Consider the following 19949-nt stretch of genomic DNA (forward strand, 5'->3'; position numbering starts at 1 on the left):
TCTGCACCCGATGATGCCCGATCTGCGGCCAACAGAACGTCGCCTTTTCAAGACGTTTTAGAGGCACACGCCGGAGCCATCCCACCATACGATCTTGATTCTATCGGCTCTTTTGGCCCGGAATACATAAAGCGCACCGTCGAACGGATCTGAACCGGCATCCCCGCACAAGCGCAACAAGACCGTCGATACCCTTGCGGAAGTCAACTGGATGGCTGGCGAGGAACACCTTCACACGAGAGGGGATCATGCCGAACGGACCGCCCGGATCACCCGCTGCAAGTGCGCCTCGTCAACATCGACGCCGGCGCGCACGACTACCTCGCCCATCGCAATTTCGATGCACCTGTCACAGACGCCACCACACCCTCGCAACCCGAGTGCCGCGAGCGACAATGCCGCTCGGCCCGAGCATCACGGCGCCAGGCGAACAACTGCGACGGGTGAATGACGATCCGGCGGGCGATCGTCGAGACGCTCGCGCCAGGCTCCAGCGCCTCTGTCACAACTTGCTCCTTGAACTCGTCCGACCAGCGTCGGCGAAGCTGACGCGGCGCTCCCTCAAGACGGTCGGCGACCACTTCGATCATATGCAAGGTTCTAGTTCCAGAACTAGGCGCAGACATAGAAGCTCACATCGGCTTCCAAACTCAACATCCGATAGCCGATCGCTCACCCACTCCGCCAAACGGGTCTCTTTGCTTTCAATTACCCATAACTTTGACCACACGGGCTGATCCGCTGATCGGCCAGAATCTTGAATCGAACGAATCGCTTGTGATTCCTTTCTGAGCACCTAATTCGCGCGGAGGTGCTCTATGGGGCTGACGTTAAGGGATCGATCGGCAAAAGGCTGTTTGCGGTCTTTGGAACGGTGAATGTTGGATTGATTGAGAGAGTAGTGGATATGAGTCTAGGGACGCGCGACTCTCCTCTCAAGCGAGCATCGCCTCACTCTGCTGGCCATAGCCGCATGACGGAGCTCTCCCTGCTCTCTCTTTGGGACGGATGACCACTCAATGCGTGACTCTCGGGGAGAATGGAGGTCACTGACGCCCGCGCAGCACTCGCGACAAATCCAGACCTAGCAGGCTGTTGAAGAACTCAGCCGCGTTCGCAAACGAAGGCTGAATCGTCGCCATTGTGTATGAAGTGACCGGCGAGCCTGCCCGCAGTGCCGATCATAGCCCATCCGCGACCGCAGGCGGGGTCATTCTCATCGTGCCCTTCCCATGAGAACTCCGCGCAGGCCGAACCGTCTCGCGCGCCGTAGCGGACATCGAGGAAGCCCTTCAGCGCACCGAAGGCAATTTCACCGTCGGACTTGCCCGTGAAGGTGAGATGCGCCTGTTCGACGAGGTCGAGGAAGTCGCCGTCCCAGTTGGCCATTTCGACGATGCGCCAACGGCCAGCAAAGGCCTTGGCGAAGCCGGGCACCTTGGCCATCAGCCGGCCTCCGCGATCAGCTTTGGCAGCCGCACCAGATTGTAGGCGGCGGCAGCGAAGGTAAAGGCCCATCCGACGCGTTCATGGCCACGGAAGCGGGTCTTCTCTTGCCCGGCGACCGTCTTGATCCAGCCGAATGCCTCCTCGATCCGCTTGCGGATGCGCTGGCTGGCGGCATAGCCGCCGTGCCGGGTCGTTCGCCCGTCGATCGCAGAGCTGCGGCCGCTGGTGTTCTGCGCAACATGCGGCGTCACGTTCATCGAGCGCAGCTCGTTGACGAAGTCTTCTGCGTCGTAGGCTTTGTCGGCGCCAAGCGTGATCGCTGTCGGCCGGTCGGCACGCGGTTCGATCAGGTGCAGCGCGGCCACCCGTTCGGCATGCCCGTCGGCCCGCGTCAGGCAGGCGTCGACCAGCAGGCCGTGGCGGTTCTCCATCAGCCCATGCCCGATGAAGCACAGCTTCGTTTCCTTGTCCTTTCCCTTGCGGTAAAGCCTGGCATCCCGATCGGTGGTCGAAGCATGGGTGTCGTTCGAGCGCTTCTGGCCATGGAAGTCCGCTTCGGCATTGCGCCCGCCGCCTTGCGCCGGCGGCGCGCCAGAGCCTCTTCACGCTCTTCATCGAGGCCCAGGCCTCGATCAGCGTACCATCGACCGAGAAGTGATCGCTCGACAGCAGCTTCTTCACCTTGGGCTGCGCCAGCACCGCCGCGAGGAACTCGGCCGCGATGTCGCCTTCCAGCAACCGGTCGCGGTTTTTCGAGAACACCAAATGGTCCCAGGCTCCGTCGTCGACGCCAATTCCGACGAACCAGCGGAACAGCAGGTCGTATTCCAGCCGTTCGATCAAAAGCCGCTCCGAGCGGATCGAATAAACGCTTGCAACAGCATCGCCCGCAGCAGCTTCTCCGGCGGGATCGACGGCCGCCCAATCGGCGAATAGAGCGCGGCAAACTCGCGCTCCAGCGTCGACAGCGCCTCGTTCACGATCGTCCGGATCGCTCGCAGCGGATGGTCACGCCGCACCCGCGCCTCCAGATCGACGTAGCTGAACAGCTCGCCCGTTCGATTGTCGCCGCCGCGCACGCACCATCTCCGAATCTCGTCAGAGCCAATGAATCACGGTCGCTGGTCGGCGGCGAGCACCTTTTTCAACAGCCTGCTAGGGCAGCCTGCTCATGCTACGCTCCCATCCACATATACCATTGTGTGATCGAGCTAGCCCCGGGGATGATTGGCACGAAGCGCGGGCTCATCCATTCTGCACTAATGGCTATGTACTCTCAAGTTTACTCTCCATTCGGGGAGGCGCAGGAACGCACAGCTGACGGTGGTGCACCTGCCCTATATTCCAGCTTGATCGATGACCTGAATCAGTTGAATTTCGCAGACGCGGATGACCGCCGAGCATTCCCTCCGACCCTACACAGCATATTGGCAAGGCATGGACTGTTCGGGCTCACTACACCAGCAGAGCACGGCGGATTAGCTCTTCCCTTGCAAGAGGCCATCGACCTCATCTCCGCCACTGCATCCTTCGATGTCTCGGCTGCCTCGACCCTCGTGATCCATAACTTCCTGGCGTTGCCCTGCATCGAAGCGGCACCGCACATCCCTGAACAAAGACATGTCATGTGGGGTGCAACACGCGGCGACCTTTGCGCCTTCGCTTTGACGGAGCCTGGCGCTGGCTCTGCTCCGCGGCATATAGAGGCTTCGGCTTTCATGCACGAAGATAGAGTTCGCATCTCTGGCCGCAAAATCTGGATCGGCCTCGCTGACTGGGCTCGTTGGATCGTTTGCTTTGCGCGAGCCTCTGGTCCCGATGCGAAAGGTCGGCTCGTTGGTGTGCTCGTTGATAGGCAGGCTCCGGGCCTAAAGGTCACGCACGAGCATCGCACACTCGGTCTACGTGGCATCATTCAAAATACTCTGGAGTTCCAGAATGTCGAGGTGCCGAGTGCTTACGTGCTCTCTCGCGATCAAGACGGCTGGGGAGCAGCAGCATCTAGTATGAACCGCGGGCGCATCGGTGTGGCTGCTATGGGTCTTGGAGCCCTTGAGCGCGCTATCCAGGTCGCAGCCTCATATGCAAGCCATCGTCGACTGGGTAAGCTGCGCATGATCGAGAACAGCTATATCGAGCAGTTATTTGAGCAGATGGTACTCCGGCGGGAAGTAGTGAAGGCAATGCTAGCTGCATCCTGCCGACTTGTCTCAGCGCAGAGCGCGCCCAACGTCCACCTTGCGTCGGCAACGAAGGTTTTGTCGTCGGAGTGGTGCGGCGTCGTCGCAGATCAATGCTTACAACTGTTAGGTGGCCGTGGTTACGATGAGGGAACGCCTGTAGCTAAAATTTATCGAGACGCTCGCATTCTCCGCATCTTCGAAGGTCCGACTGAGGCGCTCCTATCACATCTCGGCCGCTGCCTTCTCTCTAGAGCCACACGTGACGAAATAGCCGATCTTTTTCTGTCTCTTGGTGCGGCGCCGGTCCATGCTGCTGCAATTGAGAAACTCTCTGGGCTCAATGAGACAGACGGTGCCGTGCTAATCTATGCAGGTTGGCTCACCACACTAGGACTGGCACAAGCTGTCATGTCTGCTGGTTGCTTCTCCGCCGCAGATTGCGCCGCTGCCGCGGCTGACCTTGTTGGTTCCGAACTAGCAACTCTCCGTACTCGCGCACCGGCACGGCTATCTTTCGAAGGCCGCGTTCGCGCTAGTCGGACACTGAATACCTTCCTTCAAGACGCAGCTTCTTCTATCCGCTCACCTGTCCTCACGAGCGATTACCTCAAGCTGGAGCAGTATGTCTGATCCCGTAGCTAACAAGGGGAGCGAGGAGGCCCGTCTTATAACTGCTGGCATTGCGAACGCCCCGATTCACGCTCGCTCCTCAGCGAACGCTTGGCGTCCGAAAGCCTGTTCGAAGAAAACGCTGAGCGCCTCAGCTTGCGTCCCGGCGGGGAGAGGACGGCGCCACGGTAGCCTCACTCATGGTGCTTAAGGCTTCTCGTTGAAAACACATTGCGATGCGTGGTGGCAATGATGCGTGGTGGAAATAACGCAGTCGTCTTGAGCCTCCGCGCCCCTATCCCCGATACTGCGCAAGTCAGTCGTACGGTCGCTGCTCTGAAGGTTGGAGGTTGACCACAGTTCCCCTTTCTATTTGAACCCAAAGCAGGCCTGAGAGAACCGCCCGCCAGGGTTTCATGCTGAACTTCGAAAACGTTGCTTCCCCGGCCACCACGGCCTGTGCGTGTCAAGTCGCTGTCCTTTTTGGTCCGCATCGCCAATAGCGACCGCGTACGCCGACGCTGAAATCATCCGTGACAAAGTAGGACAACACGCCGGACCTGCCGTGATGAGTAGCCGGTGTGGCGAACCGCCGCGAACACAGGGATATCGACGGCGTCGCCGTAGATCGACGGACTATAGGAATTATTTCAGCATGTCCGGCAGCAATTACCGCCGACGTGTTCGCCATGCACCCTCCGGACCAGCACCGCTGCACCGCCGGCTCAAGTTCTGCCGAATCGTCTTACCACTTGGGACAAGCGCAGCTGGAGCTATCGCTGAAAGTTGGTGACGGCGGGAATCGGGAAGGCGGCATATCGTGGGGGTGCTTGACGCCTCCACTTCTCGACCGAAGGAGCGATATGCCGTGTCCAAAGATAACATCATCAAGTTGATTCAGCCAGGAAACGTCGACGATCAACTCACCGAAATCTTGCGCAATGGGGCGCGTGCTCTGTTGGCCCAGGCGGTCGAGGCCGAGGTCGCGGACTTTCTCGGCAAGCATGCCGATTTGAAGACTGCGGACGGCCACCAGCGCGTCGTGCGCCACGGTCACCTGCCGGAACGCGAGGTGATGACCGGTATCGGTCCGGTCGGCGTCCGCCAGCCGCGTGTCCGCGATCGCGAGGCGGAGGCTACCGATCCCGACCGCATCCGGTTCTCTCCGTCGATCCTGCCGCCCTACATGCGCCGCTCGAAATCGATCGAGACGCTGCTGCCGATCCTTTACCTGAAGGGTATCTCCACCGGCGACTTCTCCGAGGCTCTGGCGGCGCTGCTCGGCAAGAATGCTGCCGGGTTGTCGGCATCCGCCATCGGCCGTCTGAAGGACGGTTGGCTTGACGAACACACCGCGTGGCAGAGGCGCGATCTGTCGGCGAAGCGCTACGTCTACATCTGGGCCGATGGCATCCATCTCCAAGCACGCCTCGAAGACGAAAAGCAGTGCATCCTGGTGCTGATCGGCGCGACGCCGGAGGGCCGCAAGGAACTGGTCGGCTTCACCGATGGCGCCCGCGAGAGCGCGCAGGACTGGCGCGATCTGCTGCTCGACCTGAAGCGGCGCGGGCTCGGCGTGCCGCCGCGGCTCACCATCGCCGACGGCGCGCTCGGGTTCTGGAAGGCCGCCGGCGAGGTCTGGCCGAAAACGCGCGAGCAGCGCTGCTGGGTACACAAGACCGCCAACGTGATCGCCAAGTTGCCGAAGAGCCAGCAGCCTAAAGCCAAACGCGCGTTGCAGGAGATCTGGATGGCCGAAACCAAGGCCGCCGCCGAGCTGGCGTTCGACGCCTTCATCGAGAGCTACACGCCCAAATACGAGAAGGCGGCCGACTGCCTGAGCAAGGATCGGGACACGCTACTGGCGTTCTACGACTTCCCGGCCGAACACTGGAAACACCTGCGGACCACCAATCCCATTGAAAGCACCTTCGCTACCGTGCGCCACCGCACGATCCGATCGAAGGGCTGCCTGTCCAACAGAACGGCGCTCGCGATGGTCTTCAAACTGCTTGAGGCCGCGCAGAAAAGCTGGCGTCGTCTCGATGGCCACAACCAGTTGCCAAAACTCGTTCTCGGTGTGACATTCAACGACGGGATCGAGGTCATCGCCCAACCGACTGACCGTCAGCCCATAACCGCCGCCGCCTGACCGGCCGCGCCGTCACCAAAATTTGGCGATAGCTCGCGCAGCTGCCGTAGCTCCCAAAAAACGAACTCCAGATCGCATTAATACTCCAGGGCGCTTTCCAGACTCTCAACCGAGCGCCTTTGGCTCGCATCGATAACGGCGCTCGAATGAACCAGGCAGCGCGCCGCTCGAACTGGAGGTTATCCAGTGGCCTCCCAACGCGCTGGTCAAATTGTGACTAGTCGCAGACCCCGCAATGGCGCTATTCGCGATCAATAGTATGCCGCACGGCGGGAAGCCGCCGTTCCCGCTGCAATTTTGGCAGCTGATCTGATCGGCCTGAACAGAGGCTGGATCAGCTGTTGAATATCCAACGAGACGTTTGAAGCCCGAGCATCACCGTTACGGCCGAGGCTGGACGGGGTAAGCCAGGTCGCAAGCATATCGCAACGCCCACACCAGACGAAATTGCTTGAACCTCACGTTGCGTCAGGACGCAGGGTGAGAATCACGAACGACAAAGCAAACCTCGTACGATGCACAGGCCAGATGGCAGAGATGTGTGATCAAGCGGTCGAATGTAGCGGTGACCGATTGCACGTGTGTCTGGGCCCATGGACCAAGAGCGAAAGGTTGTCAGATATGAAACAACGCATGATGATGGCCGCATTGCTCGCTATCATCGCATCTCCGGTTTGCGCGGCGACACTCAGCGGCGCTCCCCGCATTCTCGACGGCAACACGATCGAAATCGAGCAGACCAAAATCCGGCTCTCGGGCATCGAGGCGCCAGAGACTGATCAGATCTGCCTCGACGCTCATGGCCAGAAATGGGCTTGTGGCATAGCTGCTCGCGATGAGCTCATCAAGCATTCGAACGGGCGAACCTGGGATTGCCATACCACAGGGGTAGATGTGTACAGGAGGTCGCTTGGCAACTGCTTCATCGCAGGCGAGGATGTGAACGCGTGGATGGTACGCTCGGGATGGGCGCTATTATCGGCACGCTCCGCAGCAAGCTATGCCATCTATGAGGTTGTTGCGAGCAATGCCTATGCGGGCATCTGGTCCGGGGCGTTCATCGCACCTTGGGATTGGCGCCATCGCAACCAGTCGACGATCATTATTGGCGTAAGCTCGGTGCCCTCAGACGCTCAAGAACTCTTGCTCGGATCCGCTTTGCTGACCGACCCGCCCTCACAGGAGTGTCTGATAAAGGGCGCCGTGGGCCGTAAGGGCGAGCGCATTTACCACTTGCCCGGGCAAAACGGTTACGAACAAATCGATATGACGAAGAACTTAGGTGAACGTTGGCTCTGCAGCGAATCGGAAGCGACCGCCTTGGGATGGCGTAAAGCCGCGCGATAGGGTGCCACCACACATGCAAGCAGATTCTTCGAGCATGAGCCATTCGATCGAACCTTCGCGCCGTTCTCTGTTGCTGTTCACTATGTCGGCTGTCGGCATGCTGCTTGCCGACCATATCGTCGAGGCGAAGGAATCAAAACCGCGGCCGAAGCCGGATAATCTGCTCTCTCCAGATGCTGCGCTGAAGCGGCTAATGGAAGGTAATGATCGCTACGTCCAGGGCGCTTCCCAAGGCCACGATTTCAAACGCGAGCGCCGGGTTTTGGTCGGTGGGCAAAATCCATATGCCGCGGTTCTGGGCTGCGCTGATTCTCGTATTGCGCCAGAACTGGCCTTCGACAGCGGACTTGGTGATCTGTTCGTCTGCCGACTCGCCGGAAATTTCGTCAACGAGGACACGCTCGCCAGCATGGAGTATGCCGTGGCCGTGCTGAACACGCCATTGATTGTGGTACTTGGTCACGATCATTGCGGCGCAGTAGACGCCACGATCAAGGCGCTCAACGACGACAAGCCGCCGCTGGGACATATTCCATCGCTCGTCGCCGCACTTGCACCTGCGGTTAAGGAATCTCGACAGCAAGGCGGCGACACGTTCGCCAATGCGACCCGGCAAAATGTAATCGATAACGTCAATAAACTCAGATTGGCGGGACCGGTTCTAAACCGGGCAGTTGAGCAGAACAGACTGATGGTTGTCGGGGGCCTTTACAGGCTTGATACGGGCAGAGTCGATCTGCTGAGCTAATGGATGGCGGCCGCCATGCGCGGCGGCCTCGTCCTTACTGGCTCAACAGCGACCTCGGACGACGTTCGCTCATTCATCCGCCGCAGCAAGTGCCCTGGATATCGTCAACAATTCTAGTACAGCTTCGGATAGCTCATGCGCGGGCTCTTAATTCTCGTTGTAATCCTTGTACTTATTCTGGCGACACGCGGCCAGCACCAAGAGAGATTCTTGGCCCGGCCGACAACCTGGATGTCTCGTTAGTTCGTCCTGGCTCACAGAGTTGGCTCGAGCGGAAGATCGCGCTGGGATTTGAGCTCGGCCTCCGCACCAGCGAGCCCAGCAGAATTTTCTCGCCGCTGGCGATCCGCCATGGCATCGATACAAATCGTCCGTTGAGGATCTAGCTCACGCAGGACTGAAGATCAAATAGAGCACGACTGCGGCCACGACGGTCACCCAGGCAGCTGATCTGAGGAATAGCGTTACTCGCGTCGGCATCTTGAGGGTTTCTCCTGCATCAGGCAACGAACGAACCGCCGACTTCGGAGCAGCCTCCTTGGATCTGTCCAGCTCTGCCATTTATCGGCAGCGGATCGAAAACCTTGGTTCGCGAGAGGCGCTGCCGCGCGGCTCGAGCGCGTCGACCTCGTCGGCAAGGGTCGCCTTCATGTCCCGTTCACACGGCAAGACATTGCCGAGCCCTTCGGCGCTTGTCCCTACAAGAAGATTGATGCGGTGCTTGCAATGCATCCCGCTCTGCCCAGCCTCCCACTCACAACTCATGCGCACTTTGTCGTCCTCTCGAACTGCATGACCTCGTACTCTCTGCCGCCTGAACTGCTCTCAACTCTAAAAACATAGCATGCGTTCTTCCATGCACTTTGCTCCAGCTACCTTCACTCGAATTATCCAAGGATCCTGCGCCCTTTTGAATCGATCATGTCCTCAATCTGCTAAGCATCTGCGTTCGCGCAATGCAGCGGGATCGCACGAAGGGTATCGAACCGAACAAGCTTGTCGGCATCATTTGCTGCACCCAAGTTGCGTCGACGAGAGGCGGCCAGTGCGCATCATGCTCGCTCAGATTGCCCGGACTGTTTGCCGATGCCGATCTCATACCGAGATCTGAGACTGATGTTCCCCGCAGATCTAACTCACTATACCTCCACCAGCGGTGAACTCCCGCCTGCCGCGGAAATGCTCCAGATCGGTGATGTTTGTCGCCCGGCAGGCGGCGTGCTCCAGCTGTCCTTCGAGAAGCAAGCACAATTGAATTGTGAGCAGTGCGCGCCCATCACTACGGCCAACCAAGGGAGCGCCGAGCTGCTACCCCGATCAGCCTGCAACCAGACAGACGCGCGCCTTCGCATGCGTACCCCCGGCCGGGCGATGCAACCGAGAGCGGCCGAGGAGGCTCATTGAAGACCTACCCTTACGATCCGTTTTTCTGAAGCGCGAAAAGGATCGCGCAAGGGCTATTGACGGACGATGTAGCTATCGACGCACAAATCCGTACGAAACGGACAAACGCAGGTCAGGCGACGTGCTCTAATGACGCTCGGAGGGGCTGTTCGCAACAAGCTATCGACAAAAGCGATGCAACATGCCGACTGGGCCGACACCGTCGAGTTGAATGAAGACAAGTAAGTTGGCGGCAAGCCCGTCGTAGCGCCGCTAGCGGCCTGTAGGGCAGCATGGTGTCCGGTGCGTCAGCAGTCAACGCCAGACCTGACATGCCAGAGACACGGCCAATCGACACGATTGACCCTGACACACTCATCGTTGCACACCGGGGTTAAGGGTACACAGGCTGGGCAATTCGAACGCGCCGATCACGACGCAAACGTGATCTTGCTTTTGTTCGCCGAGGCACATTCGGCGTCATCGGTGAGGGTTCGCGAACAGCGCCAGCAAGCTCCAGAGCATCAGCATGACGTGTTGAGGAGCTCTCGGACAAGGAGTGGCTCTCGATGTGAGCCAGCACGGCTCGGCCTTTCGGTGTAATGCGCCAGCCGAATGGATCACGTTCCACAAGCCCCATCGTGAAGATGCTCAGATCGGGCACGCGGGAGGCAAATCGCCTGGTGTGCTTTGACCGTAAGCGCTGTTCAGCGGCCACCTACCGGTTGACGGGGCGATCTGCGAGTCTGCGGTTTGTTTGAACCGTTAGGCTTAGAATGGACACAGGGCATAGTGCTATCACGGAGCCGGTGAGGCGGCTTGAGGTCTTCACTGGAGCCGGCCGTCGGCGGAAGTGGAGCGACGAGGACAAGGCGCGGATTGTTGCGGAGATCGTTGCGAGCGGCGACTCGGTCTGTTCGGTAGCGCGACGGCATGGATTGTCGCCGCAGCAGTTGTTTGGCTGGCGCCGTCAGTTGCGAGAAGCTGCGGGCGGTCATTCCGAAGTGGAAGAAGTACAGTTTGTGCCGGCGGTGGTGGATGCCGTAGTGCCGGCGCCCGCTCTTGGCCGTGAGCGCAAAGCGGTGCGCTGCAAGGCCAAGACGGATTCCGGGATCATCGAGATCGAAGTTGACGGCATCACGATCCGGGCCGGTCGTGGTGCCGACCCAACAATGATTGCGTCGATCGTCCAGGCGCTGAAGGCGAGCCAGTGATCGGTCCGTCGGGTGCGGTCCGGGTGATGGTGGCGACTAAACCGGTAGACTTCCGCAAGGGAATGGAGGGGCTTGCTACCCTGGTGCGCGAGAGCATGGGGGCTGACCCATTCTCGGGAGCTGTCTATGTGTTCAGGGCCAAGCGGGCGGATCGGATCAAGCTGGTGTTCTGGGACGGAACGGGTTTGTGTCTGTTCGCCAAGAGGCTGGAGGATGGAATCTTCCGCTGGCCGAAGATCGAGGACGGTGTGATGCGTCTGTCGGCGGCGCAATTGTCGGCGCTGCTGGAGGGGCTCGACTGGCGGCTTGTGCATGAAGCACGGGCGACGCCGGCGCCAACACAAGCGGGATAGTTGTTGGCGGTGCTGCGGCGAAGTGAATCAGGAGCGTCGGACGCGTCGCCAGTTGGCGGCGAATATGCTCTGAATTGGGTGTGAGCGACGCCCTGCCTGACGATCCCGAGACGCTGAAAGCGATGCTGCTTGCGGAGCGGTGCGAGAGCGAACGGCTGCGTCAGATCATCAAGGAATTGCAGCGGCATCGGTTTGGCCGGCGGGCAGAGACGCTGCCTGAAGATCAGATGCTGCTGGGCCTAGAAGACGTCGAGCAGGTGGCAGCGTACGGCGAGACGGCGCAGGACGTCAGCGCACCTGAAGGCCGTGAGGTGCAAGCCGGTAGGCGCCGCGTCAACCGTGGCGCCTTGCCGGCGCACCTGCCGCGGATCGAAGTCGTCGTCGACATCGAGGACAAGACCTGTCCCTGCTGCCAGGGCGAGTTACATCGGATCGGCGAGGATAGAAGCGAGCGGCTGGACCTGGTCCCGGCGCAGTTCCGGATCCTCGTTACCCGGCGTCCCAAATACGCCTGCCGCGCTTGCGAGGACGGTGTCATGCAGGCGCCGGCCCCGGCCCGGTTGATCGAGGGCGGACTGCCGACCGAAGCAACCATCGCCCAGGTTCTGGTGTCCAAATATGCCGATCACCTGCCGCTCTATCGGCAGGCTCAGATTTACGCCCGCCAGGGCATTGAGCTCGATCGTTCGACGCTGGCGGACTGGGTGGGACAAGCAGCCTTCCACCTGCGTCCGTTGCATGAGCGCCTCCTCGGCAAGCTCAGGCGACGGCCAAAGCTGTTCGCCGACGAGACGACGATGCCGGTGCTCGATCCCGGCCGAGGGCGCACCAAGACCGGTCAGCTCTGGGCCTATGCAGCGGACGACCAGCCATGGGGCGGCGCCGATCCGCCGGGCGTCGCCTATGTCTATGCTCCCGATCGCAAAGCCGACCGACCAATCGCGCATCTGGCAGGCTTCAAGGGGATCCTGCAGGTCGATGGCTATGCTGGCTATGGCAAGCTGGCCGAGCGTGGCGACGTTCAGCTTGCATTCTGCCGAGTAGGCGGGGGTGTTGCCATCCCCGCCCCTCACAGACCCGGACGAGCGGATTACCCGCATCCGGTTCTTCACGCGCAAGCTTCGCTCACGAGACGGCAGCATATTGGTGGACGATCTTGGCTGTTGGCAGTGGGTATCGCGCGAGCATGGCCCGGAAGCGCGTCCACGGCAGATTGCTGTGGCGGCCACGCCGTGCGAGCCATTTCCTCCATATCCGCGTGACTTGGTGGTGGTACCATCTGATGCGTCGGCCGTTTCCGGAGATGCCGTAGTAGGCGCAGTGCCCCCGGATTACCCGTGACAGATGGGCGTGCTGCTCCCTGAACGAACAGTGCAGGTTTTGCCGACACCATTCCATCACAGAAGCCAGCGCGCGTGCGTAACGGTCTTTTGCCGTTATCTGACGGACGACATTCTTGCCTTGCCTCGACAGACCCCACACGTGGGTGAAGCCAGGGAAGTTGAACGTGGTCCCCGCCGTCGCAGGATGACGCCCGCCTGGGCGTTTGAACCGGAAGTCTACGAAGCGAGTCTTGGTCGGATGGAGTTGAAGCCCATACCGATCAAGCCGCTTGGCCAACACGTTCAGCAATCGCTTGCCGGACAGGTGGTCCTCAAAGGCAATCACCGCATCATCAGCGTATCGAACCAGTTGGCACCGCCCCTTGAGCCGCGGTCGCGCCACCTGCTCGAACCATTCGTCCAGCACATAATGCAGGTAGATGTTTGCAAGCAGTGGCGAGATCACGCCGCCTTGGGGCGTTCCAACAGTCGTGCGGCGCAGGATGCCCTTTTCGAGCACCCCCGCCTTCAGCCATTTATCAATCATCCTCCGGACGACACCGTCCGTGACTCGCTGGTCGAGGAATCGGCGCAAGTGTGCGTGGTCGATGGTGTCGAAGTATTTCGAGATATCGACGTCCACCACCCAGCGCAGCCCTTGTTCCATGAACCCGGTACGTAGAGCGTGCAGGGCGTCATGGGCCGATCGTCCCGATCGGAACCCGTACGAGCACGGCAAGAAGTCCGTCTCGTAGATCGGCTCTAGCCCGTCCTATTCGTGAGAGTGCTTTTTTTAGTCCGATTGATGTGGCCGCACATCTGCTCTGACGAGGCGCGCGGGATTGCCTTCGGCTTTTCACCGCCTGACCGACCCGTACTTTGCAACGCGCTTGAGGTGTAGGTTGGGCGAACGGGGGGCGGACGCCCCGCCGGTCAAGGACCGAGAGGCAGCAGCGCGCCTGGCAAGCCGCGGATCAGGTCGGCTTCGGGACATGCCGCGGCAAACGCAAGGCGAATGCGGCTCGTGGTCTCGACCACACGGGCAGCGAGTTTCAAGAGACGAAGACGCAGCGTCGCGAACTCGGCTGTGGCCAATTCCCGGGCTTTGGGAATCGCGTCGCGCACGGTCAGCATCAGCCAATAAGCGGCGGTGTGGAGAACGAGGCGGACTTGATTGGCGAGCGCCGAACGGCAGCTGGTGCGATCGGAGGCGAGCTGTGTCTTATGCAGCTTGATCAGATTCTCGGCTTGGCCGCGCGCGCAATACAGGCTGTCGTAGATCCACTCGGCCGAGCCGACATCGAGGCTGGTGACGACGAAACGGATGTCGAGGCCGAGCATCGTCGCCTCAATACGGGCGACGGTACGCCGTTCGCGATCCCAGGACTTTGCCTTGTGGCGCGTCTCGGTATAGCCACGCAGAACCGGCAGGTTCTCGATGGCGCGTCGCGTGCGGATGTCGTCGGCGGCCTCGTCGAGTTTTCTGGCGAGCGGCTTGGTGCCGGACAGACCGAAGATGTAGTCGATGCCGTTGGTCTCGCACCACGCCATTGCCTCCGGCCGGGCATAGTGCCCGTCGCCACGGAACGTAATTCGCGTGTTGTGCCACCGCGTCCGGATATGCCGGATCAGGCGGCGCAGGTGGGCACGCACCTCGACGCCGCCCGGCGTCTTGCCGGGCCGCAGCACGACCGCCACGGGCCGGCTCTTCTCCGTGTCGTAGACGTGGATCGGCAGGAAGCAGCGTTCGTCATAATGAGCGTTGAACAGCGAGAGCTGCTGATGGCCGTGGACGACATCGCAGGTATCATCGATGTCGAGCGTGACGGATGCCGGCTCGCGCGGGTAGCTATCCATCCATGCGTCGACCAAAGTGTAGGTCAGTCGGATCACGTCGCGCAGGCGCGGAGCATTCTCCAGCCGCGACAGCGTCGGTTGGGAACACAGATCGCGACCCGTGTCCGGCAGCCGTCCGCAGGCCAGCTTGAATGCGGGATCGGACCGCAGATGATCGAGGTCGTCGGCGTCCTCGTAGCCGCAGCAGATCGCGAACATGCGCGCGCGGAACATATCGACAAGGCTGTGCACGACCCGCGTCGGATCGCGCCGATCCGGGAACACCCGGGCCAAATTGTCGGCCAAGCCGAGACGCCGCTCGGCCATCGCCAGAAGCATCACGCCCCCGTTCGAGGTCAGCCGACCGCCATCGAAGGCAGCTGTGACTTTCTTGGCGTGAACGGCTGGAAACGAGAAGGGCAGAATCGTATCATCGGTCATGGCGGGCCTGGCGTTCGCGGTTGAGGTGATGGGGTTGGCTTTGCAACCGAATCCTACGCCGCATCAGCGCTTTACACCACGCTCGCCAGCCTCTCAGGCGCACTCTGACGAATAAGACGGGCTAGCAGCAGGAGAATCGCCCGCTGCGCCACCTTGTCTTCCAGTGTCGGGATGCCCAGCGGCCGTTCCGTGCCATCCGCCTTGGGGATGTAGTGCCGTCGCACCGGCGGCGCGATGTAACGGCCGGATTTGATGCGCGCCAGGAGATCATCAAGATTGACCTCCAAGTTCGCCTCATAGTCCGTCGCCATCATGCCGTCGACGCCGGGCGCGCCATCCTTGCGCGTCAGACGATAAGCCTCGAGCATCCATTCACGGTCGATCAGGTGATGCAGCGCGGTCAGCACCCGCTCGGGATGTTGCCTCGCCAGATCGGCTATCCATTGTCGTTTCGTGGACAGGTTTGCGGGACTCAGGGTTCCCTCCCGTGTTTCTCGTCAATGGGTCTTAACGCGTGACGGCTCCCTTCCCTCCAGCGGGTCCCGGTGAGCCCAGTTCCCCGCCTTCCTCGGTACTACGAAGCCGCTACGACTTCCCGCCGCGCATGTCCGTCAGCTTATGTCTTCGCCTCGGGATTCCACATGCCTTGGTGTTTCGTGTTCGCGTCTGCGCTCCCGATGTTCGCCAAGTCGGTCATCGGGCCCGGAGCATTGTTCAGGCCGGTGCTCCTGTCCGGCCGATTCATGTGGACACAAACGGGACCTCTCAGGTTTCCTGGTGGCCCATCCCGTACCTTTGCCCTGCTCTGAGACCCCGGCCGAACCGGTAAGCCTGACCATAGCGGCTTTCCCAGTGCTGCCCCCGGATCCAACACGGCGAAGGCTTCAGCACGACCATGATTTCGAGGCTGCCACAGGGCTTCAGTACCCGCTGTCTACGCTTCACGAATGACGTTGCCGTCACCCATGCAAGACTCGCTTCCGGCTGGCGGGCTCCGCCTTTGCCGCGAGGGCGTCGAACCCTCTGGGTCACGTTGAAAGGTTTCAGGTCACATTCTTCCTCCTTTCCAGGACTTATCCTGACGCAAGCTGGTCCCACATGCGGCGTAACTTCTACGAACTCGCCGCCCCCGGTCCCGCGCCCATTGCGGGCGAGGCGCTCAAGCATATCGCCGAGTTCTATGCCATCGAGAAGGACATCCGTGGCCGTAGCGCCGAGGAGCGCTGTCTCGTTCGGCAACAGAAAAGCCGACCGCTGGCGGAAGCCTTCGAGCAGTGGCTCCGCGCAAAGCTCGCGTTGATCAGCCAAAAGGGCAAGCTGGCCGACGCCATCCGCTATGCGCTCTCACGCTGGGAGGGCCTGACGCGCTTTATCGATGATGGCCGTATCGAGCTCGACAACAACGCCGTAGAGCGCTCGATCCGTCCGATCACGCTCAACCGGAAAAATGCGCTGTTCGCAGGCTCCGACGGTGGTGCCGAGCACTGGGCTATCATCGCCTCCCTGGTCGAAACCTGTAAGCTGAACGATGTCGATCCGCTTGCCTACTTGACCGACGCGCTCACCAGGATCGTCAACGGTCATCCGAATAACGAGATCGATCACCTGCTGCCGTGGGCCTATTGCCGTCACGACCTCAAAGCTGTGGCCTGAAAACAGCGCTTACCTTTGACCAATCCTGGCCACTTTTCGTTCGCTCGCGCAAAGCGCGTGCGCTCGCCCGCACCAGGCGTACAGGTTGCTGGTGGATCACGACTTCAAGCATGCTCGTTCTCTTCGATATTCTCGTAGCTCCTGGAAGGGCCTCGTGATCATATTCATGCGTTTACCAGCGAAGAGGCTTGAATCGAACGTAGCGTCACATTGTACGATGCCGAGGTGTTCGCGACGATCCTTTGGCAAACGGGCGAAGCCACACCGGTAGTCTGTGGCGGTCGCGGAGACCTAGCGTACGTTCAACGCTGACGATGGCAGCTGTCACGGCAGTTGCCGAATATTGAATAGGTCGGGATTGCGTATCGCCGGCCTATTGGCAGAGGGTGAGACAATGACGGCCGATGCCGTTGATGTATGCGTGATCGGGAGCGGCGCCAGCGGCTCGATGGTCGCCTACGAGATCGCCCAAAGCGGTTTGCGAGTGCTCCTCCTTGAGGCAGGTCAGGCGCTTCCTCCCGACGCCTCGCTGGCGAGCGTCCAAAGTCGCATGGATACCGCCTTGGTTCGGTCTGCGGCAGGTACGTTGACTCCGTTCGGTCGTCCGTGGACCGTCTGTGCGCTCGGCGGTGGAATGACTTTGTATGCCGGAATAGCCTTCCGTTATCGCATCATCGATTTTGACGCACGAGCGCATACCGCTGGAGATGCACTCGACCCGGCCTGGCCGATCGACTACGCCGAACTGCGCCCCTTCTATGAGGAACTCGAACGGCGGATGGGAGTGGCCCGTCTGGCCGGCGCGGACCGGCTCGAGCCGCCGAGCGATCCTCCCATTCTGCCGCCCCATGAGTACAGCACGCAGGGGCGGTTGATTGCCGATGCGGCCAAGCGCCTGGGCCGGCTGCCGTTCCCCACCCCATTGGCAATCAACTCACTGCCATATCGCAACCGGCCAGCCTGTCATTGCGACCGTCCCTGTAACGAACATCTGTGCCCAACCGGCGCGCGAGCCGATGCGCGCTCGCCATTCACAGATGTCACCCTGCCGCCTGGCGCACTGACGGTCGCTCCGGGCAGCAGGGCAGTAAGTATCGATCTGGCCAGTGTCAGCCGCGCGGACTCGGTAGAATGGCTCGACACGCTAAGCAGACGACGCGCCCGGGTTCGCGCCCGCTGCGTGGTGCTCGCCGGCAACGCAGTGCAGTCCGCGGCCCTGCTGCTCCGTTCGAGGCAGCGGGCAGCGCCGAACGGCATCGGCAATGCCTCTGGTATGGTCGGCGGTGGCATCTCGTTTAAGATCAGCGGCTACGTGTCGGGCAGCACCAGGATAGATCAGCTCTCCACGCCCCCCTCTGGCGGCCCATTTTCCACCGTCGCGATATCCGATCACTACCTGGACGACGAGGTGCCGTCGGGACTGGGCGGAATGATCTACGAAGCCAGTGGAGCTCAGCACACGGGCCACCACGGAGAGACAAACGTACGGCTGCATTTCCTGGCGGCCGACCAGCCCATGCGCAACAATGCCGTCCGATTGGCCGCCAGTCGGGACCGGCTGGGTTTAGAGAAGATCATTCTCGATTACTCGACCCATCCGCTGGACAAACGCCGATTAGGCTATCTGTCACGACGCGCGTCGAGCTTGCTGGCCGAGGCCGGCGTGGAAAAGGTCGATTACCAAGATTCCGGCTATCAGTTCGGCAGCGGGCATCTGCATGGCGGCTGTCGGGCCGGGATCGACCCGGCACAATCGGTGGTCGACCGCTGGGGCCGGGTACACGACATTGACAACCTCTACGTCGCGGATGGGGGCTTCTTCCCCTATGCGGGAGGCGTCAACCCGACCTTCACGATCCAGGCGAACGCGCTGCGGATCGCTCGAAGAATAGTCACGCAGCTGATCTAACGAGCGTGGATCATCAAACGGAGACCGGTCTTGTCGACCAACATACCTAGTCGTACCGTGGCCGCGACCGACGGGCCGAAATCCGCACTGCGCCGCGCCCTCCGCGTCACCGCCTCGGAAAGATGGGATCTCAACAGGCGCTTTCCGGTCGTGATGGCCCGCGCGTCCGGCGCGCATGCGTGGGATATCAATGAAAAGCAATATGTCGATTTCACGTCCTGTAGCGGGGCCGCGCCGCTAGGAGCCGGATACGAGCCGGTCGTTGCGCACGCCGCCGCTGAGATGCGCCGGACCGGCGGCATCCTCCCCGGGCCGCTATCTGTGCACCGGATCGAACTGGCCGAACGGCTGGCTGAGATATTCCCGATCGCGGAACGCGCGGTGTTCTTCCGCACCGGCTCATGCGCTACCAGTGCTGCGGTTCGCCTTGCCCGCGCGTTCACGGGCGTGAACCGTGTGCTCACCAGCGGATATCACGGCTGGCACGACTGGCAGTTGCAGGACCGACCGGATATGGGGCTGCCTAACCGCGACCGGGACAGCGTGGACTTCCGCTATGACCTCGACTTGCTCGACGAGCTCGCCAGCGTCGAGCGCGTTGCGGCAGTGATCATCACGCCGGAGGTCAACTTCTTCCCGCCCGAATACCATAAGGAGCTGCAGAGGCAGGTGCATCGGCATGGCGCCTTGCTCATTGTCGATGAAGTGATGACCGGATTCCGCTACGCCTTCGGAGGCTACCACATGGCGGTCGGCCTCACGCCTGATCTGATTACGCTGAGCAAAGGACTGGCGAACGGAATGGCATTGTCCGCGGTCGCGGGTCGGGCGGATGTCCTCAGTTCCGGCGAAAAGACCTACATGGGCAACACCTATCAGCGCGAGGTCACTCCATTCGCGGCCGCGCTGAGTACGTTGGACGCGCTACGCGACGGGACCGCGCTGGCCCGGATGCGCGAGGTTGGCGAGCAACTGATCAAGGGACTCAATGCGGTCTTCGCGAGCCGGCAAGTCGCAGCATGGTCGTTCGCATGGCCGACCATGTTCGACGTCGTTTTTGCCGACGCGGAGCTTGGTCAGGCGTTCTTCCAGCAGATGTGGGCGCGAGGCTTCCTCATGCAATATGGCGGCCGCTTCATGCCGTCCGCGGCGGTGTCGAACGCCGACGTGCAGGCGGCTATTGAAGCAGCTGCAGAGGCCTTGCCGGCTGCGCAGTCGCGGGTGGACAGCAGCAATGGCGAGCGGGATCGACTTGCAGCCGCCATACGGTTTGCCGGTGATCACTTCGTTGCGAGCCCTGAGGCAGTTCGGCGCTGGTTCACTGCACCAGCCCATGAATGAGAACGGATT

At 61.1% G+C, this 19949-nt stretch carries 14 protein-coding genes and 3 pseudogenes; 10 read left to right on the plus strand and 7 right to left on the minus strand.

What is annotated here, in order from left to right; all coding sequences use genetic code 11:
• Positions 1-57: 57 nt before the first annotated feature.
• The 4 genes and pseudogenes from tnpB (HAP48_RS05755) to HAP48_RS05770 all read right to left on the minus strand — a co-directional run bounded on the left by tnpB (HAP48_RS05755) (position 58) and on the right by HAP48_RS05770 (position 2528).
• Complete coding sequence (gene tnpB / locus HAP48_RS05755; protein WP_176399258.1) at positions 58-207, minus strand: IS66 family insertion sequence element accessory protein TnpB; 150 nt, start codon at positions 205-207, stop codon at positions 58-60.
• Between the two features lie 110 nt (positions 208-317).
• Positions 318-590, minus strand: coding sequence for a transposase (locus tag HAP48_RS05760; protein WP_166214484.1), 273 nt, complete (start codon positions 588-590; stop codon positions 318-320).
• 514 nt (positions 591-1104) lie between these two features.
• A complete protein-coding gene (locus tag HAP48_RS05765) occupies positions 1105-1446 on the minus strand; it encodes a hypothetical protein (protein ID WP_166214483.1) in 342 nt (113 codons plus the stop codon).
• Positions 1446-2528: pseudogene (locus HAP48_RS05770) on the minus strand (IS5 family transposase). Before HAP48_RS05770 ends, HAP48_RS05765 begins: the two are co-directional and overlap by 1 nt.
• A gap of 189 nt (positions 2529-2717) precedes the next feature.
• On the opposite strand from HAP48_RS05770, the gene HAP48_RS05775 reads away from it, so the two are divergent.
• The 7 genes and pseudogenes from HAP48_RS05775 to tnpC (HAP48_RS05805) all read left to right on the plus strand — a co-directional run.
• Complete coding sequence (locus HAP48_RS05775; protein WP_338028997.1) at positions 2718-4262, plus strand: acyl-CoA dehydrogenase family protein; 1545 nt, start codon at positions 2718-2720, stop codon at positions 4260-4262.
• An 847-nt stretch (positions 4263-5109) separates the two neighbouring features.
• The gene (locus tag HAP48_RS05780) at positions 5110-6393 is read left to right on the plus strand and encodes an IS256 family transposase (protein ID WP_166208639.1); all 1284 of its coding nucleotides are present in this window, start codon (positions 5110-5112) and stop codon (positions 6391-6393) included.
• 621 nt (positions 6394-7014) lie between these two features.
• Positions 7015-7740 carry a thermonuclease family protein gene (locus tag HAP48_RS05785; RefSeq protein ID WP_166214481.1) on the plus strand — a complete coding sequence of 242 codons (726 nt, stop codon included), beginning with the start codon at positions 7015-7017 and terminating at the stop codon, positions 7738-7740.
• A gap of 34 nt (positions 7741-7774) precedes the next feature.
• The gene (locus tag HAP48_RS05790; RefSeq protein ID WP_224496927.1) at positions 7775-8488 is read left to right on the plus strand and encodes a carbonic anhydrase; all 714 of its coding nucleotides are present in this window, start codon (positions 7775-7777) and stop codon (positions 8486-8488) included.
• A gap of 2159 nt (positions 8489-10647) precedes the next feature.
• Positions 10648-11085 carry an IS66-like element accessory protein TnpA gene (tnpA, locus tag HAP48_RS05795; protein WP_166214480.1) on the plus strand — a complete coding sequence of 146 codons (438 nt, stop codon included), beginning with the start codon at positions 10648-10650 and terminating at the stop codon, positions 11083-11085.
• Positions 11082-11438, plus strand: coding sequence for an IS66 family insertion sequence element accessory protein TnpB (gene tnpB, locus HAP48_RS05800; protein ID WP_092304020.1), 357 nt, complete (start codon positions 11082-11084; stop codon positions 11436-11438). Before tnpA ends, tnpB (HAP48_RS05800) begins: the two co-directional genes overlap by 4 nt.
• A 122-nt stretch (positions 11439-11560) precedes the next feature.
• A pseudogene (gene tnpC / locus HAP48_RS05805) lies at positions 11561-12475 on the plus strand (IS66 family transposase); the annotation flags it as partial.
• Between the two features lie 88 nt (positions 12476-12563).
• On the opposite strand, the gene HAP48_RS05810 reads toward tnpC (HAP48_RS05805), so the two are convergent.
• From HAP48_RS05810 to HAP48_RS05820, 3 genes are all read right to left on the minus strand, one after another.
• The gene (locus tag HAP48_RS05810; RefSeq protein ID WP_210292796.1) at positions 12564-13499 is read right to left on the minus strand and encodes a reverse transcriptase domain-containing protein; all 936 of its coding nucleotides are present in this window, start codon (positions 13497-13499) and stop codon (positions 12564-12566) included.
• Positions 13500-13693: 194 nt separating this feature from the next.
• A complete protein-coding gene (locus tag HAP48_RS05815; protein WP_166204320.1) occupies positions 13694-15037 on the minus strand; it encodes an IS1380-like element ISBdi2 family transposase in 1344 nt (447 codons plus the stop codon).
• 71 nt (positions 15038-15108) lie between these two features.
• On the minus strand, positions 15109-15444 hold the full coding sequence (locus HAP48_RS05820; protein WP_224496928.1) for a hypothetical protein: 336 nt from the start codon (positions 15442-15444) through the stop codon (positions 15109-15111).
• Positions 15445-16126: 682 nt separating this feature from the next.
• On the opposite strand from HAP48_RS05820, the pseudogene tnpC (HAP48_RS05825) reads away from it, so the two are divergent.
• The 3 genes and pseudogenes from tnpC (HAP48_RS05825) to HAP48_RS05835 form a co-directional block, all read left to right on the plus strand.
• Positions 16127-16690 (plus strand): annotated as a pseudogene (gene tnpC / locus HAP48_RS05825) (IS66 family transposase); the annotation flags it as partial.
• 394 nt (positions 16691-17084) lie between these two features.
• Entirely contained in the window at positions 17085-18599 is a 1515-nt protein-coding gene (locus tag HAP48_RS05830) for an FAD-dependent oxidoreductase (protein ID WP_176399260.1), read from the plus strand.
• A gap of 30 nt (positions 18600-18629) precedes the next feature.
• Complete coding sequence (locus HAP48_RS05835; protein WP_156929062.1) at positions 18630-19940, plus strand: aminotransferase class III-fold pyridoxal phosphate-dependent enzyme; 1311 nt, start codon at positions 18630-18632, stop codon at positions 19938-19940.
• The last annotated feature ends 9 nt before the right edge of the window (positions 19941-19949 follow it).

Origin of the sequence: Bradyrhizobium septentrionale (genome assembly GCF_011516645.4) — a bacterium.
Classification (GTDB): Bacteria; Pseudomonadota; Alphaproteobacteria; order Rhizobiales; family Xanthobacteraceae; genus Bradyrhizobium; species Bradyrhizobium septentrionale.